Origin of the sequence: Rhodopseudomonas sp. G2_2311, assembly GCF_047501505.1 — a bacterium.
Classification (GTDB): domain Bacteria; phylum Pseudomonadota; class Alphaproteobacteria; order Rhizobiales; family Xanthobacteraceae; genus Rhodopseudomonas; species Rhodopseudomonas palustris_H.
Map to the genome: position 1 here is coordinate 1 of NZ_JAZDRK010000018.1, position 13,843 is coordinate 13,843.

General features: G+C 65.9%; 16 protein-coding genes. 15 read left to right on the forward strand and 1 reads right to left on the reverse strand.

Annotated features, from left to right (window positions below; all coding sequences use genetic code 11):
* The first annotated feature begins 231 nt into the window (after nucleotides 1-231).
* The 13 genes from urtC (at nucleotide 232) to VRZ08_RS19685 (ending at nucleotide 9,880) form a co-directional block, all read left to right on the forward strand.
* Complete coding sequence (gene urtC / locus VRZ08_RS19625) at nucleotides 232-1,398, forward strand: urea ABC transporter permease subunit UrtC (RefSeq protein ID WP_414533600.1); 1,167 nt, start codon at nucleotides 232-234, stop codon at nucleotides 1,396-1,398.
* A gap of 4 nt (nucleotides 1,399-1,402) precedes the next feature.
* Nucleotides 1,403-2,167 carry an urea ABC transporter ATP-binding protein UrtD gene (urtD, locus tag VRZ08_RS19630; RefSeq protein ID WP_107345422.1) on the forward strand — a complete coding sequence of 255 codons (765 nt, stop codon included), beginning with the start codon at nucleotides 1,403-1,405 and terminating at the stop codon, nucleotides 2,165-2,167.
* 219 nt (nucleotides 2,168-2,386) lie between these two features.
* Nucleotides 2,387-3,082, forward strand: coding sequence for an urea ABC transporter ATP-binding subunit UrtE (gene urtE, locus VRZ08_RS19635; protein ID WP_414533601.1), 696 nt, complete (start codon nucleotides 2,387-2,389; stop codon nucleotides 3,080-3,082).
* Nucleotides 3,083-3,352: 270 nt separating this feature from the next.
* Nucleotides 3,353-4,192, forward strand: a complete 840-nt coding sequence (locus VRZ08_RS19640; RefSeq protein WP_414533602.1) for an urease accessory protein UreD — start codon at nucleotides 3,353-3,355, stop codon at nucleotides 4,190-4,192.
* A gap of 46 nt (nucleotides 4,193-4,238) precedes the next feature.
* Nucleotides 4,239-4,541 (forward strand): urease subunit gamma, encoded by a 303-nt coding sequence (locus tag VRZ08_RS19645; RefSeq protein WP_414533603.1) that lies wholly within the window; start codon nucleotides 4,239-4,241, stop codon nucleotides 4,539-4,541.
* A 135-nt stretch (nucleotides 4,542-4,676) separates the two neighbouring features.
* Complete coding sequence (locus tag VRZ08_RS19650) at nucleotides 4,677-4,991, forward strand: urease subunit beta (RefSeq protein ID WP_263989218.1); 315 nt, start codon at nucleotides 4,677-4,679, stop codon at nucleotides 4,989-4,991.
* A gap of 45 nt (nucleotides 4,992-5,036) precedes the next feature.
* Entirely contained in the window at nucleotides 5,037-5,318 is a 282-nt protein-coding gene (locus VRZ08_RS19655) for an AbrB/MazE/SpoVT family DNA-binding domain-containing protein (RefSeq protein ID WP_414533604.1), read from the forward strand.
* Nucleotides 5,315-5,713, forward strand: coding sequence for a PIN domain-containing protein (locus tag VRZ08_RS19660; protein WP_414533605.1), 399 nt, complete (start codon nucleotides 5,315-5,317; stop codon nucleotides 5,711-5,713). The genes VRZ08_RS19655 and VRZ08_RS19660 overlap by 4 nt, the downstream gene beginning before the upstream one ends.
* Complete coding sequence (locus tag VRZ08_RS19665; RefSeq protein ID WP_414533606.1) at nucleotides 5,710-6,246, forward strand: HD domain-containing protein; 537 nt, start codon at nucleotides 5,710-5,712, stop codon at nucleotides 6,244-6,246. Before VRZ08_RS19660 ends, VRZ08_RS19665 begins: the two co-directional genes overlap by 4 nt.
* Complete coding sequence (gene ureC, locus VRZ08_RS19670; RefSeq protein ID WP_414533607.1) at nucleotides 6,243-7,955, forward strand: urease subunit alpha; 1,713 nt, start codon at nucleotides 6,243-6,245, stop codon at nucleotides 7,953-7,955. Before VRZ08_RS19665 ends, ureC begins: the two co-directional genes overlap by 4 nt.
* A 272-nt stretch (nucleotides 7,956-8,227) precedes the next feature.
* Nucleotides 8,228-8,527 (forward strand): putative quinol monooxygenase, encoded by a 300-nt coding sequence (locus VRZ08_RS19675; RefSeq protein WP_142883169.1) that lies wholly within the window; start codon nucleotides 8,228-8,230, stop codon nucleotides 8,525-8,527.
* An 8-nt stretch (nucleotides 8,528-8,535) separates the two neighbouring features.
* Nucleotides 8,536-9,168 carry an urease accessory protein UreE gene (locus tag VRZ08_RS19680; RefSeq protein WP_414533608.1) on the forward strand — a complete coding sequence of 211 codons (633 nt, stop codon included), beginning with the start codon at nucleotides 8,536-8,538 and terminating at the stop codon, nucleotides 9,166-9,168.
* The gene (locus tag VRZ08_RS19685; protein ID WP_414533609.1) at nucleotides 9,158-9,880 is read left to right on the forward strand and encodes an urease accessory protein UreF; all 723 of its coding nucleotides are present in this window, start codon (nucleotides 9,158-9,160) and stop codon (nucleotides 9,878-9,880) included. The genes VRZ08_RS19680 and VRZ08_RS19685 overlap by 11 nt, the downstream gene beginning before the upstream one ends.
* A 130-nt stretch (nucleotides 9,881-10,010) precedes the next feature.
* On the opposite strand, the gene VRZ08_RS19690 is transcribed toward VRZ08_RS19685, so the two are convergent.
* Complete coding sequence (locus VRZ08_RS19690) at nucleotides 10,011-11,573, reverse strand: AMP-binding protein (RefSeq protein ID WP_414533610.1); 1,563 nt, start codon at nucleotides 11,571-11,573, stop codon at nucleotides 10,011-10,013.
* 84 nt (nucleotides 11,574-11,657) lie between these two features.
* On the opposite strand from VRZ08_RS19690, the gene VRZ08_RS19695 reads away from it, so the two are divergent.
* Together VRZ08_RS19695 and VRZ08_RS19700 are read left to right on the forward strand one after the other, a co-directional pair.
* Nucleotides 11,658-12,647, forward strand: coding sequence for an NAD(P)H-dependent flavin oxidoreductase (locus VRZ08_RS19695; protein WP_414533671.1), 990 nt, complete (start codon nucleotides 11,658-11,660; stop codon nucleotides 12,645-12,647).
* Nucleotides 12,648-12,726: 79 nt separating this feature from the next.
* On the forward strand, nucleotides 12,727-13,779 hold the full coding sequence (locus VRZ08_RS19700; RefSeq protein WP_107356433.1) for an alcohol dehydrogenase: 1,053 nt from the start codon (nucleotides 12,727-12,729) through the stop codon (nucleotides 13,777-13,779).
* Nucleotides 13,780-13,843 lie beyond the last annotated feature (64 nt).

Genomic DNA, 13,843 nt, shown 5'->3' on the forward strand with positions numbered 1-13,843 from the left:
CCCCCGACCCCTCCCCGCAAGGGGGAGGGGAGCCAGGATCGCGCACTTATCGTCTGCGGCGAGGCACAGTTTCGCTGCAATATCAACCACATCAGCCGCTTCATTGCGAGCGAAGCGAAGCAATCCAGAGCTTCGTGCACTGGACTCTGGATTGCTTCGTCGCGGAGCCTGTGCTCGGACGGCGCGAAGCGCCGATCCGGGGGCTCCTCGCAATGACGGAGGGGTGGCGTCATGACCCCGCACATCCTCACCCGCTCGCTCGATCGCGGAGCGACGATCTTTCTGGTGCTGCTCGCTGCGATCGGAATCCTGCTGCCGCTGCTCAATCTGCTGACGCCGGAGTCGTCGGCGCTGCACGTGCCGACCTATCTGATCTCGCTGTTCGGCAAATACGTCTGCTACGCGCTGCTCGCGCTGTCGATCGACCTGATCTGGGGCTATTGCGGCATCCTCTCGCTCGGCCACGGCGCGTTCTTCGCGCTCGGCGGTTACGCGATGGGCATGTATCTGATGCGCCAGATCGGCACCCGCGGCGTCTATGCCAATCCGACCTTGCCGGACTTCATGGTGTTCCTGAACTGGAAGGAGCTGCCCTGGTACTGGTACGGCTTCGATATGTTCTGGTTCGCGGCGGTGATGGTGCTGCTGGTGCCGGGCCTGCTCGCCTTCTGCTTCGGGTGGCTGGCGTTCCGCTCCCGCGTCACCGGCGTGTATCTGTCGATCATCACCCAGGCGATGACCTATGCGCTGCTGCTGGCGTTCTTCCGCAACGATTTCGGTTTCGGCGGCAACAACGGCCTGACCGATTTCAAGGACATTCTCGGCTTCAACGTCCAGGCCGACGGCACCCGCGCGGCGCTGTTCATGCTGAGCTGTCTGGCGCTGGCGGTCGGATTCCTGATCTGCCGGGCGGTTGTCACCTCCAAGCTCGGCAAGGTGCTGATTGCGATCCGCGATGCCGAAAGCCGCACCCGGTTCCTCGGCTACCGCGTCGAGTCCTACAAGCTGTTCGTGTTCACGCTGTCGGCGTGCATGGCCGGCGTCGCGGGCGCGCTGTACGTCCCGCAGGTCGGCATCATCAACCCGAGCGAATTCGCCCCCGGCAATTCGATCGAGGCGGTGATCTGGGTCGCAGTCGGCGGTCGCGGCACGCTGGTGGGTGCCGCGCTGGGTGCGATCGTCGTCAACTACGCCAAGACGGTGTTCACCTCCGGGCCGCTGGCGCCGTATTGGCTGTTCATGCTCGGCGCCCTGTTCGTGGCGGTGACGCTGTTGCTGCCGAAGGGCATCGTCGGCACCGTCAATGCGTGGCTGGCCTCGCGCAAGCTGCCGCCGACCGACATCGCGGACAGCGCTGCGCGGGAAGACGGCGTGATCCAACCGAAGCCGGCGGAGTGACGTCATGAGCATGCTCGAAACCCGATCGACCTCGGCGATGCTGTATCTCGACGGCGTCCACGTCTCGTTCGATGGCTTCCACGCCATCAACAACCTGTCGCTGACGCTGGAGCCCGGCGAGATGCGGGCGATCATCGGCCCGAACGGCGCCGGCAAGACCACGATGATGGATATCATCACCGGCAAGACCAAGCCGGACAAAGGCGAGGTGGTGTTCGACGGCACCGTCGACCTCACCAAGCTCGACGAGACCGAGATCGCCAAGCTCGGCATCGGCCGCAAATTCCAGAAGCCGACGGTGTTCGAAAGCCAGACCATCGAAGACAATCTGCTTCTGGCCCTCAACGTCGATCACAGCGTCCGCGGCACGCTGTTCTGGCGGCGGAGCAGGGACGAGAGCGAGCGGATCGAGCGCGTGCTCGACATCATCCGCTTGCGCGACGCCCGCGACCGGCTGGCCGGCTCGCTGTCGCATGGCCAGAAGCAGTGGCTGGAGATCGGCATGCTGCTGGCGCAGGACCCCAAGGTGTTGCTGGTCGACGAACCGGTCGCCGGCATGACCGACGTCGAGACCCAGCAGACCGCGGAGCTGCTGCGCGAGATCAACAGCCACGACAAGACCGTGATGGTGGTCGAGCACGACATGACCTTCGTGCGCGAACTCGGCGTCAAGGTGACGTGCCTGCACGAAGGCACGGTGCTGGCCGAGGGCACGATCGACGACGTGTCCGCGAACGAGCGGGTCGTGGAAGTGTATCTGGGGCGGTGATGATGATTCTTGCTGGGTTGTTTCTCGCGCCGTCTCCCCACGCTGCACCGTCATCGCCCGCGCAGGCGGGCGACCCAGTATCCCAGGGAGTCGCGTGTTCACCGCAGCGCTGCGGCGTACTGGATCCCCCGCATGCGCGGGGGATGACGTCCGTGGGCGGGATGACGGCCGGGTAAAGTACGCCGGCTCTTGCTGAAGCTACATATTGAGGACGAGCCCATGCTCACCGTCGACAATATCAATTTGTACTACGGCGCCGCGCAGGCGCTCCGCGGGGTGTCGATCGCGGCGGAGCCGGGGAAGGTCACCTGCGTGCTCGGCCGCAACGGCGTCGGCAAGACTAGCCTGCTGCGTGCGCTGGTGGGGCAGCAGCCGATCTCGTCCGGCGCGATCACCTTCGACGGCACCGACATCTCGCATTTGAAGCCGTATGAGCGGGCGCGGCGTGGCATCTCGCTGGTGCCGCAGGGCCGCGAGATCTTTCCGCTGCTCACGGTCGAAGAAAACCTCAAGACCGGCTACGCGCCGCTGAAGCGCGCCGACAAGTCGATCCCCGACGATGTGTTCTCGCTGTTTCCGGTGCTGAACTCGATGCTCGGCCGCCGCGGCGGAGACCTTTCGGGCGGTCAGCAGCAGCAACTCGCGATCGGCCGCGCGCTGGTGATGCGGCCGAAGCTGCTGCTGCTCGACGAGCCGACCGAAGGCATCCAGCCGTCGATTATCAAGGACATCGGCCGGGCGATTTCGTATTTGCGCAATCTCGGCAACATCGCCATTGTGCTGGTCGAACAGTATCTCGATTTCGCCTGCGAACTCGGCGACAATTTCGCGGTGATGGATCGCGGCGCAGTTAAATACACCTGCGACCGCGCCAGCCTCGACCCCGCAGAGATCAGCCGGCAGATGGCGCTGTAGGACGGCTTTGAACAGACTTCGTCAGCAACGACCGGAGCGCATCTTCACCTCTCCCCGCCTGCGGGGAGAGGTCGGATCGTCGCGCAGTGGCGATCCGGGTGAGGGGGCGTCTCCGCATAGCCGAGGGGCCGTGACTCGCGTCGCCCCTCACCCCACCCCTCTCCCCGCGAGAGCGGGGCGAGGGAGCTCGCCGTGCTCGTGGCGAGGGAGTGAGTCCGGGGCGGGGCGAGGGAGCGCGCGGCCGGTGTGGCAGCGCCGCGGATACTCGGCATGATCGCGACCGATACCAGCCTCATCACCTCGCAGACCTTCGCCGCCAATCGGGCGGTCGGAGAAGTCGCCGTCGAGGTGCGGGCGGACGGCGGCGTCACCCGGCGTGGGCCGGTGCATGAAGCCGGATCGCTCCGGGTTCGCTTTCCATCGCCGGAACAGCAGGGGCTGTCGGCTGTGCTGGTGAACACCGCGGGCGGCGTCGCCGGTGGGGATCGCTTCAGCATCAGCCTCGACGTTCAGGCCGATGCGCGGCTGACGCTGACCACGGCGGCGGCCGAGAAGGTGTATCGCTCGCACGGCCCCGCCGCGCAGCTCGATATCACCCTCAAGGTCGCGAGTGGCGGCCATCTGGCGTGGCTGCCGCAGGAGACCATCCTGTTCGATCAGGCCCGCGCCGAGCGACGGATCGATATCGAGCTGGCGGACGATGCTTCGCTGCTGCTGTCCGAGATGGTGATCTTCGGCCGTTCGGCGATGGGCGAGACCATGCAGCACGGCCGCTTCGTCGACCGCTGGCGGATGCGGCGCGGCGGCAGATTGCTGTTCGCCGAAACCGTGCGGCTCGATGGCGAGATCGGTGCCCTCTTGGCACGCCCTGCAGTGGCCAAAGCCGGTGTCGCGATCGGCACCGCGCTGATCGTGCCGGGCGATGCGGCGCTGGTCGAACGGCTGCATGAGGCGGCCGATACGTTCGGCGCCGAGGTTGGGATTTCGGCGTGGAATGGGTTTGCAATGGCCCGGTTCTGCGCCCAAAATGCCGCGAAGCTGCGCGCCGACATGATGACCGTTCTCGGCCGCGCCGCCGGCCGCGCGCTGCCGCGGCTGTGGCTGAGTTGATCCCGCGTCACGTCCGAATTTCAGGCTCATTCGATCGAGTGCCTTCATGAACCTCTCCCCCCGCGAAAAGGACAAGCTGCTGGTTTCGATGGCAGCGATGGTCGCCCGCCGCCGGCTCGAGCGCGGCGTCAAGCTCAACCATCCCGAGGCCGTGGCGCTGATCACCGATTTCATCGTCGAGGGTGCGCGCGACGGCCGCAGCGTCGCCGAACTGATGCACGCCGGCGCGGAGGTGATCACCCGCGACCAGTGCATGGACGGCATAGCCGAAATGATTCACGACATCCAGGTTGAAGCCACATTCCCCGACGGCACCAAGCTCGTCACCGTGCACCAGCCGATCAGGTAGTGGCGATGTGCCGTCGTTTCGAAGGCTCTTTCGTTCGTCATTGCGAGGAGCGCAGCGACGAAGCAATCTAGGCCACGCGTGCGGCTCTGGATTGCTTCGCTTCGCTCGCAATGACGCCTGTTGTGGAGAATGACCATGATCCCCGGTGAACTGTTCATCGAAGACGGCGAGATCGAGCTCAACGCCGGGCGCGCCACGGTGACGCTGACGGTGGCCAACAGCGGCGACCGTCCGATCCAGGTCGGCTCGCACTATCATTTCTTCGAAACCAACCCGGCGCTGCAATTCGACCGCGACAAGGCCCGCGGCATGCGGCTCGACATCGCCGCCGGCACCGCGGTGCGCTTCGAACCCGGCCAGAGCCGCGACGTCCAGCTCGTCGCGCTCGCCGGCAGCCGCACGATCTACGGCTTCCGCGGCGACGTGATGGGCAAGCTGGACAAGGCTTGAGGCGACGGTCGGTAAGGACTACCTTCAATGTAAGGAGTTCGGGTGATGTCTTACAAGGCTTCGGCGATCGTCACTTCGAAGGGGCAGGTCACTTTGCCGGCCCCCATCCGCGAGCGGCTCGGCGTCACCGCCGGCGATCGCCTCGACTTTGATCTGTCGGCATCCGGCAAGCTGACCGTCACGGCGGTGAAGCGGCGCAGCATCTTCGAGAATTTCGACGAGGTGAAGCTGCCGCCGCGTCAGCGCCCGTACGCGCGCAAGGACCTCGACGACGCGATCACCGCGACGATCACTGAGAAGTTCCCTCGAAGGGGCAAGCGGCGATGATCGCGGTCGACACCAATGTCTTGCTGCGATTCTTCGAGGCGGATGACAACGTCGCCCAGACCGCGGCCGCGCGGGATGTAGTGCGGTCGCAAGGCAGTGTCTTCATCAACCCGGTGGTGCTGGTCGAGTTCGTCTGGGCGCTGCGTGCCTCGTTCGGGCTTGATCGCAAAGCAATCCATTCCCGGCTGCAGCGCATCCTGGCGGCCCCGGAGTTCGTGTTGCCGTTCGCCGCGTCCATCGAGCGCGCGGTCGAGCAATACGGAAAGGGACTTGCCGATTTCGCCGACTGCATGATCGGCGAGCTCAACCTCGCCTTCGGCTGCGATGCGACCATGACGTTCGACAAGAAAGCGGCCAGAACGCCGTCGTTCCGGCCGCTGAGGGCGGGGGCATGACCGATCTCGTGCTGGTGTCTCGCGCTGCCGACTTCGCCGCGCGAAAACATGCCGGGACGCGGCGCAAGGGCGCCGACAAGGAGCCTTACGTCAATCACCTCGCCGAGGTTGCGCTGCTGCTGACGGGTGCGACGGACGGCGCCGACGCGGCGCTGGTGGCCGCCGGCTGGCTGCACGACACCATCGAGGATACCGGCGTCACGCGCGACGATCTCGCCGAGCTGTTCAGCGAAGACGTCGCCGAGCTGGTCGTCGCCTGCACCGACGACAAGACGCTGCCGAAGGCCGAGCGCAAGCGGCTGCAGATCGAGCACGCGCCGCATCTGGCGCCGCGCGCCAAGATGATCAAGCTCGCGGACAAGATCAGCAATCTTCGCTCGCTGATCCTGTCGCCGCCGGACGATTGGGAACGCGACCGGCTGCTCGACTATCTCGATTGGGCCGAAAAGGTCGCGGCCGGCTGCCGCGGCGTCAACGATCACCTCGAACGTTTATTCGACGAAACCGCCGCGCGCGGGAGGGCCGTGTTGTGAGCACCAAGATTGCACGTTCCGTCTATGCCGACATGTTCGGCCCGACCACCGGCGACCGCGTTCGGCTCGCCGACACCGATCTGATCATCGAGGTCGAGAAAGACCTCACCACCTATGGCGAGGAGGTGAAGTTCGGTGGCGGCAAGGTGATCCGTGACGGCATGGGCCAGTCGCAGGTGACCAACGCAGAGGGCGCCGCCGACACCGTGATCACCAACGCGCTGATCGTCGACCATTGGGGCATCGTCAAAGCCGACGTCGCCATCACGGCCGGCCTGATCACCGCGATCGGCAAGGCCGGCAATCCGGACATTCAGCCGAATGTCGACATCATCATCGGTCCCGGCACCGACGTGATCGCCGGCGAAGGCAAGATCCTCACCGCCGGCGGCTTCGATAGCCACATCCATTTCATCTGCCCGCAGCAGATCGAACATGCGCTGATGAGCGGCGTCACCACGATGCTGGGCGGCGGCACCGGCCCGTCGCACGGCACCTTCGCGACGACCTGCACCCCGGGGCCGTGGCACATCGGCCGGATGATTCAGTCGTTCGATGCGTTTCCGGTCAATCTCGGCATCTCCGGCAAGGGCAACGCCGCGCTGCCCGGGCCGCTGAAGGAAATGATCGAAGGCGGGGCCTGCGCGCTCAAGCTGCACGAGGACTGGGGCACGACGCCGGCGGCGATCGACAATTGCCTCACTGTCGCGGACGAATACGACATCCAGGTGATGATCCACACCGACACGCTCAACGAGTCGGGTTTCGTGGAAGACACCGTGAAGGCGTTCAAGGGCCGCACCATTCACGCCTTCCACACCGAAGGCGCCGGCGGCGGCCACGCGCCGGACATCATCAAGGTCGCTTCGCTGCCCAACGTACTGCCGTCGTCGACCAATCCGACGCGGCCGTTCACGAAGAACACCATCGACGAGCATCTCGACATGCTGATGGTGTGCCACCATCTCGATCCATCGATCGCCGAGGATCTCGCCTTCGCCGAGAGCCGCATCCGCAAGGAGACGATCGCGGCCGAGGACATCCTGCACGACCTCGGCGCGCTGTCGATGATGTCGTCGGACAGTCAGGCGATGGGCCGGCTCGGCGAAGTGATCATCCGCACCTGGCAGACCGCCGACAAGATGAAGAAACAGCGCGGCGCGCTGCCGCAGGACAGCGCACGCAACGACAATTTTCGCGTCAAGCGCTACATCGCCAAGTACACGATCAATCCGGCGATCGCGCATGGCGTGTCGAAGCTGATCGGCTCGGTCGAAAAGGGCAAGATGGCAGACCTCGTGCTGTGGTCGCCGGCTTTCTTCGGCGTCAAGCCGGACTGCATCATCAAGGGCGGCAGCATCGTCGCGGCGCCGATGGGGGATCCCAACGCCTCGATCCCGACGCCGCAGCCGGTGCACTATCAGCCGATGTTCGGCGCCTTCGGCAAGGCGCTGACCGCGTCGTCGGTGGTGTTTACCTCGCAGGCCGCCGCTGCCGGCAATCTCGCCCGCGACCTCGGCATCGCCAAGAAGCTGGTCCCGATCAGCAACGTCCGCGGCGGCATCTCCAAAAAGAGCATGATCCACAACGACGCCACGCCGAAGCTCGAAGTCGATCCCGAGACCTACGAAGTCCGCGCCGACGGCGAACTCCTCACTTGCGCGCCCGCCGACGTGCTGCCGCTGGCGCAGCGCTACTTCATGTTCTGAGGGGCTTCTCGTTCGTCAACACCAGCCTGTTACGCGCAACCTCTCCGCCGGTCATTCCGGGGCGCCGCGAAGCGGCGAACCCGGAATCTCGATCCGCACAAACTTCGGGATTCCGGGTCTGCGCGCGTTCGCGCGCATCCCGGAATGACCGTCGCGTGGTGGCGCGTCGACGCGGTTGAGCCACCCCTTTGCATCCCCGACGCATCCGCCTAATGTCCCGCGCGCCGGCGCATGTCCGGCCTTGCAGATACAAACCGCCGGGAGGAATATTCGTGATCTATGTCGTCGCCACTTTGACCGTGAAGCCCGAAATGCGTGCCGAACTGATCGCCGCTGCCAAAGCCTGCATCGCCGAGACGCGCAAGGAGCCCGGCAACATCGCCTACGACCTGCACGAGAGCGTCACCGAACCTTCCAAGATGGTGTTCGTCGAGCAGTGGGAAAACGCCGAAGCGCTGGAGCCGCATCGCAAGGCCGAGCACATGAAGACGTTCGGTCGCGTCGCCGTCACCTGCTTCGCCGCGCCGCCCAAGATCGAGATCATCACGCCGGCGAACGTCGTGACCAGATAGGAGACACCATGATCCGCGCCACCGCCGTCCGCGGCCAGCATCGCTGGACCGACACCCCGGCCGACACCGTCGTGCTCGATTTCGACGATCGGCATCGCCGCCGCATGGCGATGACCGGGACGCGGGGACTGTCGTTCCTGCTCGATCTGGAGCAGGCGGTGGCGCTGCGCGGCGGCGACGCCCTGGTGCTGGAAGACGGGCGGCTGGTGGAAGTGGTCGCGGCTCCGGAGCCGCTGCTCGAGATCCGCGGTCATGATTCCTTGCACCTGGTGCGGCTCGCCTGGCATCTCGGCAACCGCCATTTGCCGACGCAGCTGATGGCCAAGGCGCTGCGCATCCGCCGCGACCACGTCATCGCCGACATGGTCCGCGGCCTCGGCGGCAAGGTGGTGGAGATCGAAGCGCCGTTCGATCCGGAAGGCGGCGCCTACGCACCGCCGCACGACAGCGGCGAGGCGGCGCACGCTCATAAAGATCATGGGCACCACCACGGTCACGGCCACCATGATCATGGCCATCATGGTCACGCGCATCACGACCACGATCATGCTGATGGCGGCTGCTGTGGGCATGATCATCATGGCCACGACCATCATGTCCATGACGAGCATTGCGGCCACTCGCACAAGCATGAGCACTGAGCCGGAGGCGTCGGCGCAGCCGCTGCCGCCGGAGCAGAGCGCCGCGCTGTTCCGGCTGATGACCTGGCTGTCGCCGGCGTTTCCGGTCGGCGCGTTCTCGTATTCCAGCGGCATCGAATGGGCGGTGGAGGCGGGCGACATCACCGACGCTGCGAGCTTGCGCGATTGGCTGAACGCGATGCTGCAGCATGGCGCCGGGTTCTGTGACGCGGTGCTGCTCAGCCACGCCTATCGCGCCACCGAGCGCAGCGACGATGCCGGCCTGTCCGCTGTCGCCGAACTCGCCGCGGCGTTCGTCACCTCGGCTGAGCGCCAGCTCGAGACGCTGTCGCAGGGCCGCGCCTTCATCGAGATCGCCCGCAAGGCCTGGGACAGCGACGGCCTCGGCCGTGCGGTGGCGGCATGCGGCGAGGCAATCGCCTATCCGGTCGCGGTCGGTCTCGTCAGCGCCTCGCATGGCGTGCCACTGCCGGCGACGCTGCACGGCTTCCTGCATGCGGTGACGTCGAACTGGATCTCGGCCGGCGCGCGGCTGATCCCGCTCGGCCAGACCGACAGCCAGCGCGTGCTCGCAGCATTGGAGCCCTCGGTGATCGCCACCGGCAGCCGCGCGCTTGCCGCTTCACTCGACGACCTCGGCAGCGCCACCTTCCGCGCCGACCTTGCCAGCCTCCGCCACGAGACGCAGTACACGCGGCTGTTTCGGTCGTAGGACCACGCTGTCATTCCGGGGCGCTTGCACAGCAAGCGAACCCGGAATCTCGAGGTTGTTTGCGTGTCATATTCCGGGTTCGCGCCTGGCGGCGCGCCCCGGAATGATGACGGACGGCGAGTGATCGGAACTACCCAACCATCCGGTCGCGTCCCGCCCAGAAGCCGGCGCGCAGGACTTTCTTGTCGATCTTGCCGACGCCGGTCATCGGCAACTCGGTGACGAACTGCACCTGTTTCGGCGCATGCGCCGAGCCCTTGCGGGTCTTGACCAGTTCGATCAGTTCACGCTCGTCGGGCTTGGTGCCGGGCTTGGCGACCACCACCGCGGTGACGGCTTCGCCCCATTTGTCGTCGGGCACGCCGACCACCGCGACCATCGCGACGTCCTGATGCGTCGACAACACGTCCTCGACCTCGCGCGGGAAGATGTTGAAGCCGCCGGACACGATCATGTCCTTCTTGCGGTCGAGAATATACATGTAGCCGCGGTCGTCCTGCTTGGCGATATCGCCGGTGTGCAGCCAGCCACTTTTCAGCGTTTCAGCGGTCTGCTCCGGGCGCTTCCAATATTCCGCCATCACATGGGGCGCGCGCACGCAGATCTCGCCGGCCTCGCCGAGCGGCACTTCCTGATCGTTCTCGTCGAGAATCCGGGCATCGCAGGCCGCGATCGGGAAGCCGCACGACAGGAACAGCTCCGGCTGCTTCGGATCATGATCGGCCTTGCGCAGCACCGACACCGGATAGCACTCGGTCTGGCCGTAGAGCTGCGAGAACACCGGGCCGATCCGCTCGATGCCTTCCACCAGCCGCGTCGGCGACATCGGCGAGGCGCCGTACAGCACCAGATCGAGCGACGACAGATCGGTCTTGGCGAGCGACGGATGATCGAGCAGCACATAGACCATCGTCGGCACGAACAGCGTGAAGTTGATCTTCTCGCGCTCGATCGTCTGCAGCACCGCTTCGGGATCGAACCCCTTCATCATGTGGATGGTGCCGCCGCGGATCAGCGACGGCAGCACCTTGGTGCCGGCGACGTGGCTGATCGGCGCGACGGTGAGATAGCGCGGATCGAACGGGATCTCGAAATCGGCCAGGATCGCATTGGCGAAACCGGCGTTCTCGCGATGGTGGCGCAGCGCACCCTTGGACTTGCCGGTGGTGCCGCCGGTGTAGTTCAGCACCGCGACGTCATCGAGCCGCGCAAAGTCGCGCGCCGTGGCGCTGCCGGCCTGATCCAGCGCGATCAGCAGATCAAGCCCGTAGTCGGCACGGCCGATGGTGAAGACGTGGCGCAGGCCGGTCGCCTCGGTGGCAAGCTGGCCGCCGCGCTCCAGGAAGGCCGCGGCGTCGACGATCAGCACCGCGGCTTCGGAGTCCTCGATCTGATCGAGCTGATCCTGGCGCGAGCCCAGCGGATGCAGCCAGGTGATAGCGAAGCGGCAGAGCTGCGCCGCGACGCCGGCGCACCAGGTCTCGGCACGATTGGCGGTGAGCAGCGCGACCCGCGTGCCGGGCTGCAGGTCGAGCCCCATGAACACCTTCTGGATGCTGCCGATCATGTCGGTGGCGCCGCGATAGCTCAAGCTGCCGCCGGGCCAGGCGAACGCGGTGCGCGACGGATAGCGCGCCAGCGCCCGCAACGTTTGCGTGCCTGCGGTCGGAAAAGCGTTGAGCTCGGCAGTCATGGCGTCGTGTCTCCCTTGTCTTTGTCATCGGCTGTTGGGCGTGCCAATGTTAGGCAACGACACTAGCACGGCAGACCAGTGCCGATGCAAACAGAGCAGGAGGAAACTGCCGTGAAATCATCCGACCGTCTGGCGCGCTTCGGCGATCGTCTCAGTTTGCCGCTGATTGCGGCACCAATGTTTCTAGTGTCGGGCGTCGATCTGGTGGCTGCGGCGTGTAGTAGCGGCGTGATCGGTTCGTTTCCCACGGTGAATTGCCGTACGACGGAACAACTCGGTGACTGGCTCGGCGAGATCAACCGCCGAATCGCGGCGCACGAGCAGGCGAGCGGCCGGCGCGCCGCACCGTGGTGCCCCAACCTGATCGTGCATCGCTCCAACGCGCGGCTCGGAGACGACCTGAAGCTGCTGCTGCAGCATCGGCCGGAGGTGGTGATCACCAGCGTCGGCTCGCCGCAACCGGTGATCGCACCGCTGCACGATGTCGGCGCGATGGTGCTGGCCGACGTTGCGAGCATTCGTCATGCCGAACGCGCGGCCGCCGCCGGCGTCGACGGCCTGGTGCTGCTCACCGCCGGCGCCGGCGGCCAGACCGGGTGGCTCAATCCGTTCGCCTTCGTGCGTGCGGTGCGGCAATTCTTCGACGGCGTGATCGTGCTCGCCGGCGGCATCAGCGACGGCGTCGCGCTGCGTGCCGCGACGACGCTCGGTTGCGATCTCGGCTACATGGGCACCAAGTTCATCGCCACCGAGGAGAGCCTCGCCGATCCGCGCTACAAGGCGATGCTGGTGGAGGCGAGCGCCGACGACATCCTGCTCACCAAAGCGTTCACCGGGCTGCAGACCAACATGCTGCGGCCCTCGATCGTCGCCGCCGGGCTCGATCCAGACGATCTGCCGGAGCGCGGCGGCATCGATATCGGCAAGGACATCGACGTCGGCGCACGCGAGGATCGGCCGAAGCGGTGGCGCGACATCTGGAGTGCAGGCCATTCGGCGTCGGGCATCGGCGCCATCGTGCCGATCGCCGAGCTGGTGGCGCAGACCAGGGCCGAATTCCGCAGCGCGGCGTAAGCTGCGCCGGCCATCGACGGTCGTGCGCCGCCGTGGCATGCTTCGGCGATAAACAAAAACACTCTCGGGAGACTACGCCATGAGGAGCTTTCGCGTCACCGATTTCGGCAAACCGCTGAGCGAAGACAACCGGCCGACGCCGGAATTGACCGGCACGCAGGTGCTGGTGCGCGTCAAGGCCGCTGGCATCTGCCACAGCGATCTGCACATCTGGGAAGGCGGCTACGAACTCGGTCACGGCCGCAAGCGGCTGTCGCTGCAGGATCGCGGCGTCGCGCTGCCGCTGACGATGGGGCACGAGACCGTCGGCGAAATCGTCGCCGCCGGTCCTGATGCCAAGGACGCCAAGATCGGCGAGGTCGCGCTGGTGTATCCGTGGATCGGCTGCGGCGAATGCGACGTCTGCAAGGCCGGCGACGAGAACATGTGCCTGAAACCGCGGTTTCTCGGCGTGTATTGCGACGGCGGCTATTCGGACGAACTGATCGTGCCGCATCCGCGCTATCTGCTCAGCCTCGATGGTCTCGATCCGGTCACCGCGGCGCCCTATGCATGCTCCGGCATCACCACCTACAGCGCGCTGAAGAAGCTCGACTTCTGCCTCGACAGCCCGATCGTGATCTTCGGCGCCGGCGGACTCGGACTGATGGCGCTAGAGCTGCTCAAAGCAATGGGCGGCAAGGGCGCCATCATGGTCGATATCGACGCAGCCAAGCGCGACGCGGCGCAGAAGGCCGGCGCGCTCGGCACCGTCGATGCTGCGGCCCCCGAGGCGCTGGCGCAGATCGCCGCCATCGCCAAAGGCCCGGTGCGCGGCGCGCTCGATCTGGTCGGCAATCCGCAGACCGCGCAGCTCGGCTTCGATTGTCTCACCAAGGGCGGCAAGCTGGTGATCGTCGGCCTGTTCGGCGGCGGCGCACCATGGGCGCTGCCTTTCATCCCGATGCGTGCTATCACCATCCAGGGCAGCTACGTCGGCAATCTTGCCGAGACGCAGGAATTGCTCGACCTTGTCCGCGCCAAGAAAGTGTCGCCGATCCCGGTCACCAAGGTGGCCTTGCCGCAAGCCTACGACGCGCTGCTCGATCTGCAGAAGGGCAAGCTGGTCGGCCGCGCGGTGCTGACGCCGTAGGCTCGAACATCGCCTCCGTCATTGCGAGGAGGCGAAGCCGACGAAGCAATCCAGTTCGGTGCAC

Coding starts and splice junctions, on each gene's coding strand:
- VRZ08_RS19695 (WP_414533671.1), top strand. CDS start 11,658: ATGCAAACAGAGCAGGAGGAAACTGCCGTGAAATCATCCGACCGTCTG.
- VRZ08_RS19655 (WP_414533604.1), top strand. CDS start 5,037: ATGTCTTACAAGGCTTCGGCGATCGTCACTTCGAAGGGGCAGGTCACT.
- urtE (WP_414533601.1), top strand. CDS start 2,387: ATGCTCACCGTCGACAATATCAATTTGTACTACGGCGCCGCGCAGGCG.
- urtD (WP_107345422.1), top strand. CDS start 1,403: ATGAGCATGCTCGAAACCCGATCGACCTCGGCGATGCTGTATCTCGAC.
- urtC (WP_414533600.1), top strand. CDS start 232: ATGACCCCGCACATCCTCACCCGCTCGCTCGATCGCGGAGCGACGATC.
- VRZ08_RS19685 (WP_414533609.1), top strand. CDS start 9,158: ATGAGCACTGAGCCGGAGGCGTCGGCGCAGCCGCTGCCGCCGGAGCAG.
- VRZ08_RS19690 (WP_414533610.1), bottom strand. CDS start 11,573: ATGACTGCCGAGCTCAACGCTTTTCCGACCGCAGGCACGCAAACGTTG.
- VRZ08_RS19640 (WP_414533602.1), top strand. CDS start 3,353: ATGATCGCGACCGATACCAGCCTCATCACCTCGCAGACCTTCGCCGCC.
- VRZ08_RS19700 (WP_107356433.1), top strand. CDS start 12,727: ATGAGGAGCTTTCGCGTCACCGATTTCGGCAAACCGCTGAGCGAAGAC.
- VRZ08_RS19665 (WP_414533606.1), top strand. CDS start 5,710: ATGACCGATCTCGTGCTGGTGTCTCGCGCTGCCGACTTCGCCGCGCGA.
- VRZ08_RS19660 (WP_414533605.1), top strand. CDS start 5,315: ATGATCGCGGTCGACACCAATGTCTTGCTGCGATTCTTCGAGGCGGAT.
- VRZ08_RS19645 (WP_414533603.1), top strand. CDS start 4,239: ATGAACCTCTCCCCCCGCGAAAAGGACAAGCTGCTGGTTTCGATGGCA.
- VRZ08_RS19650 (WP_263989218.1), top strand. CDS start 4,677: ATGATCCCCGGTGAACTGTTCATCGAAGACGGCGAGATCGAGCTCAAC.
- VRZ08_RS19680 (WP_414533608.1), top strand. CDS start 8,536: ATGATCCGCGCCACCGCCGTCCGCGGCCAGCATCGCTGGACCGACACC.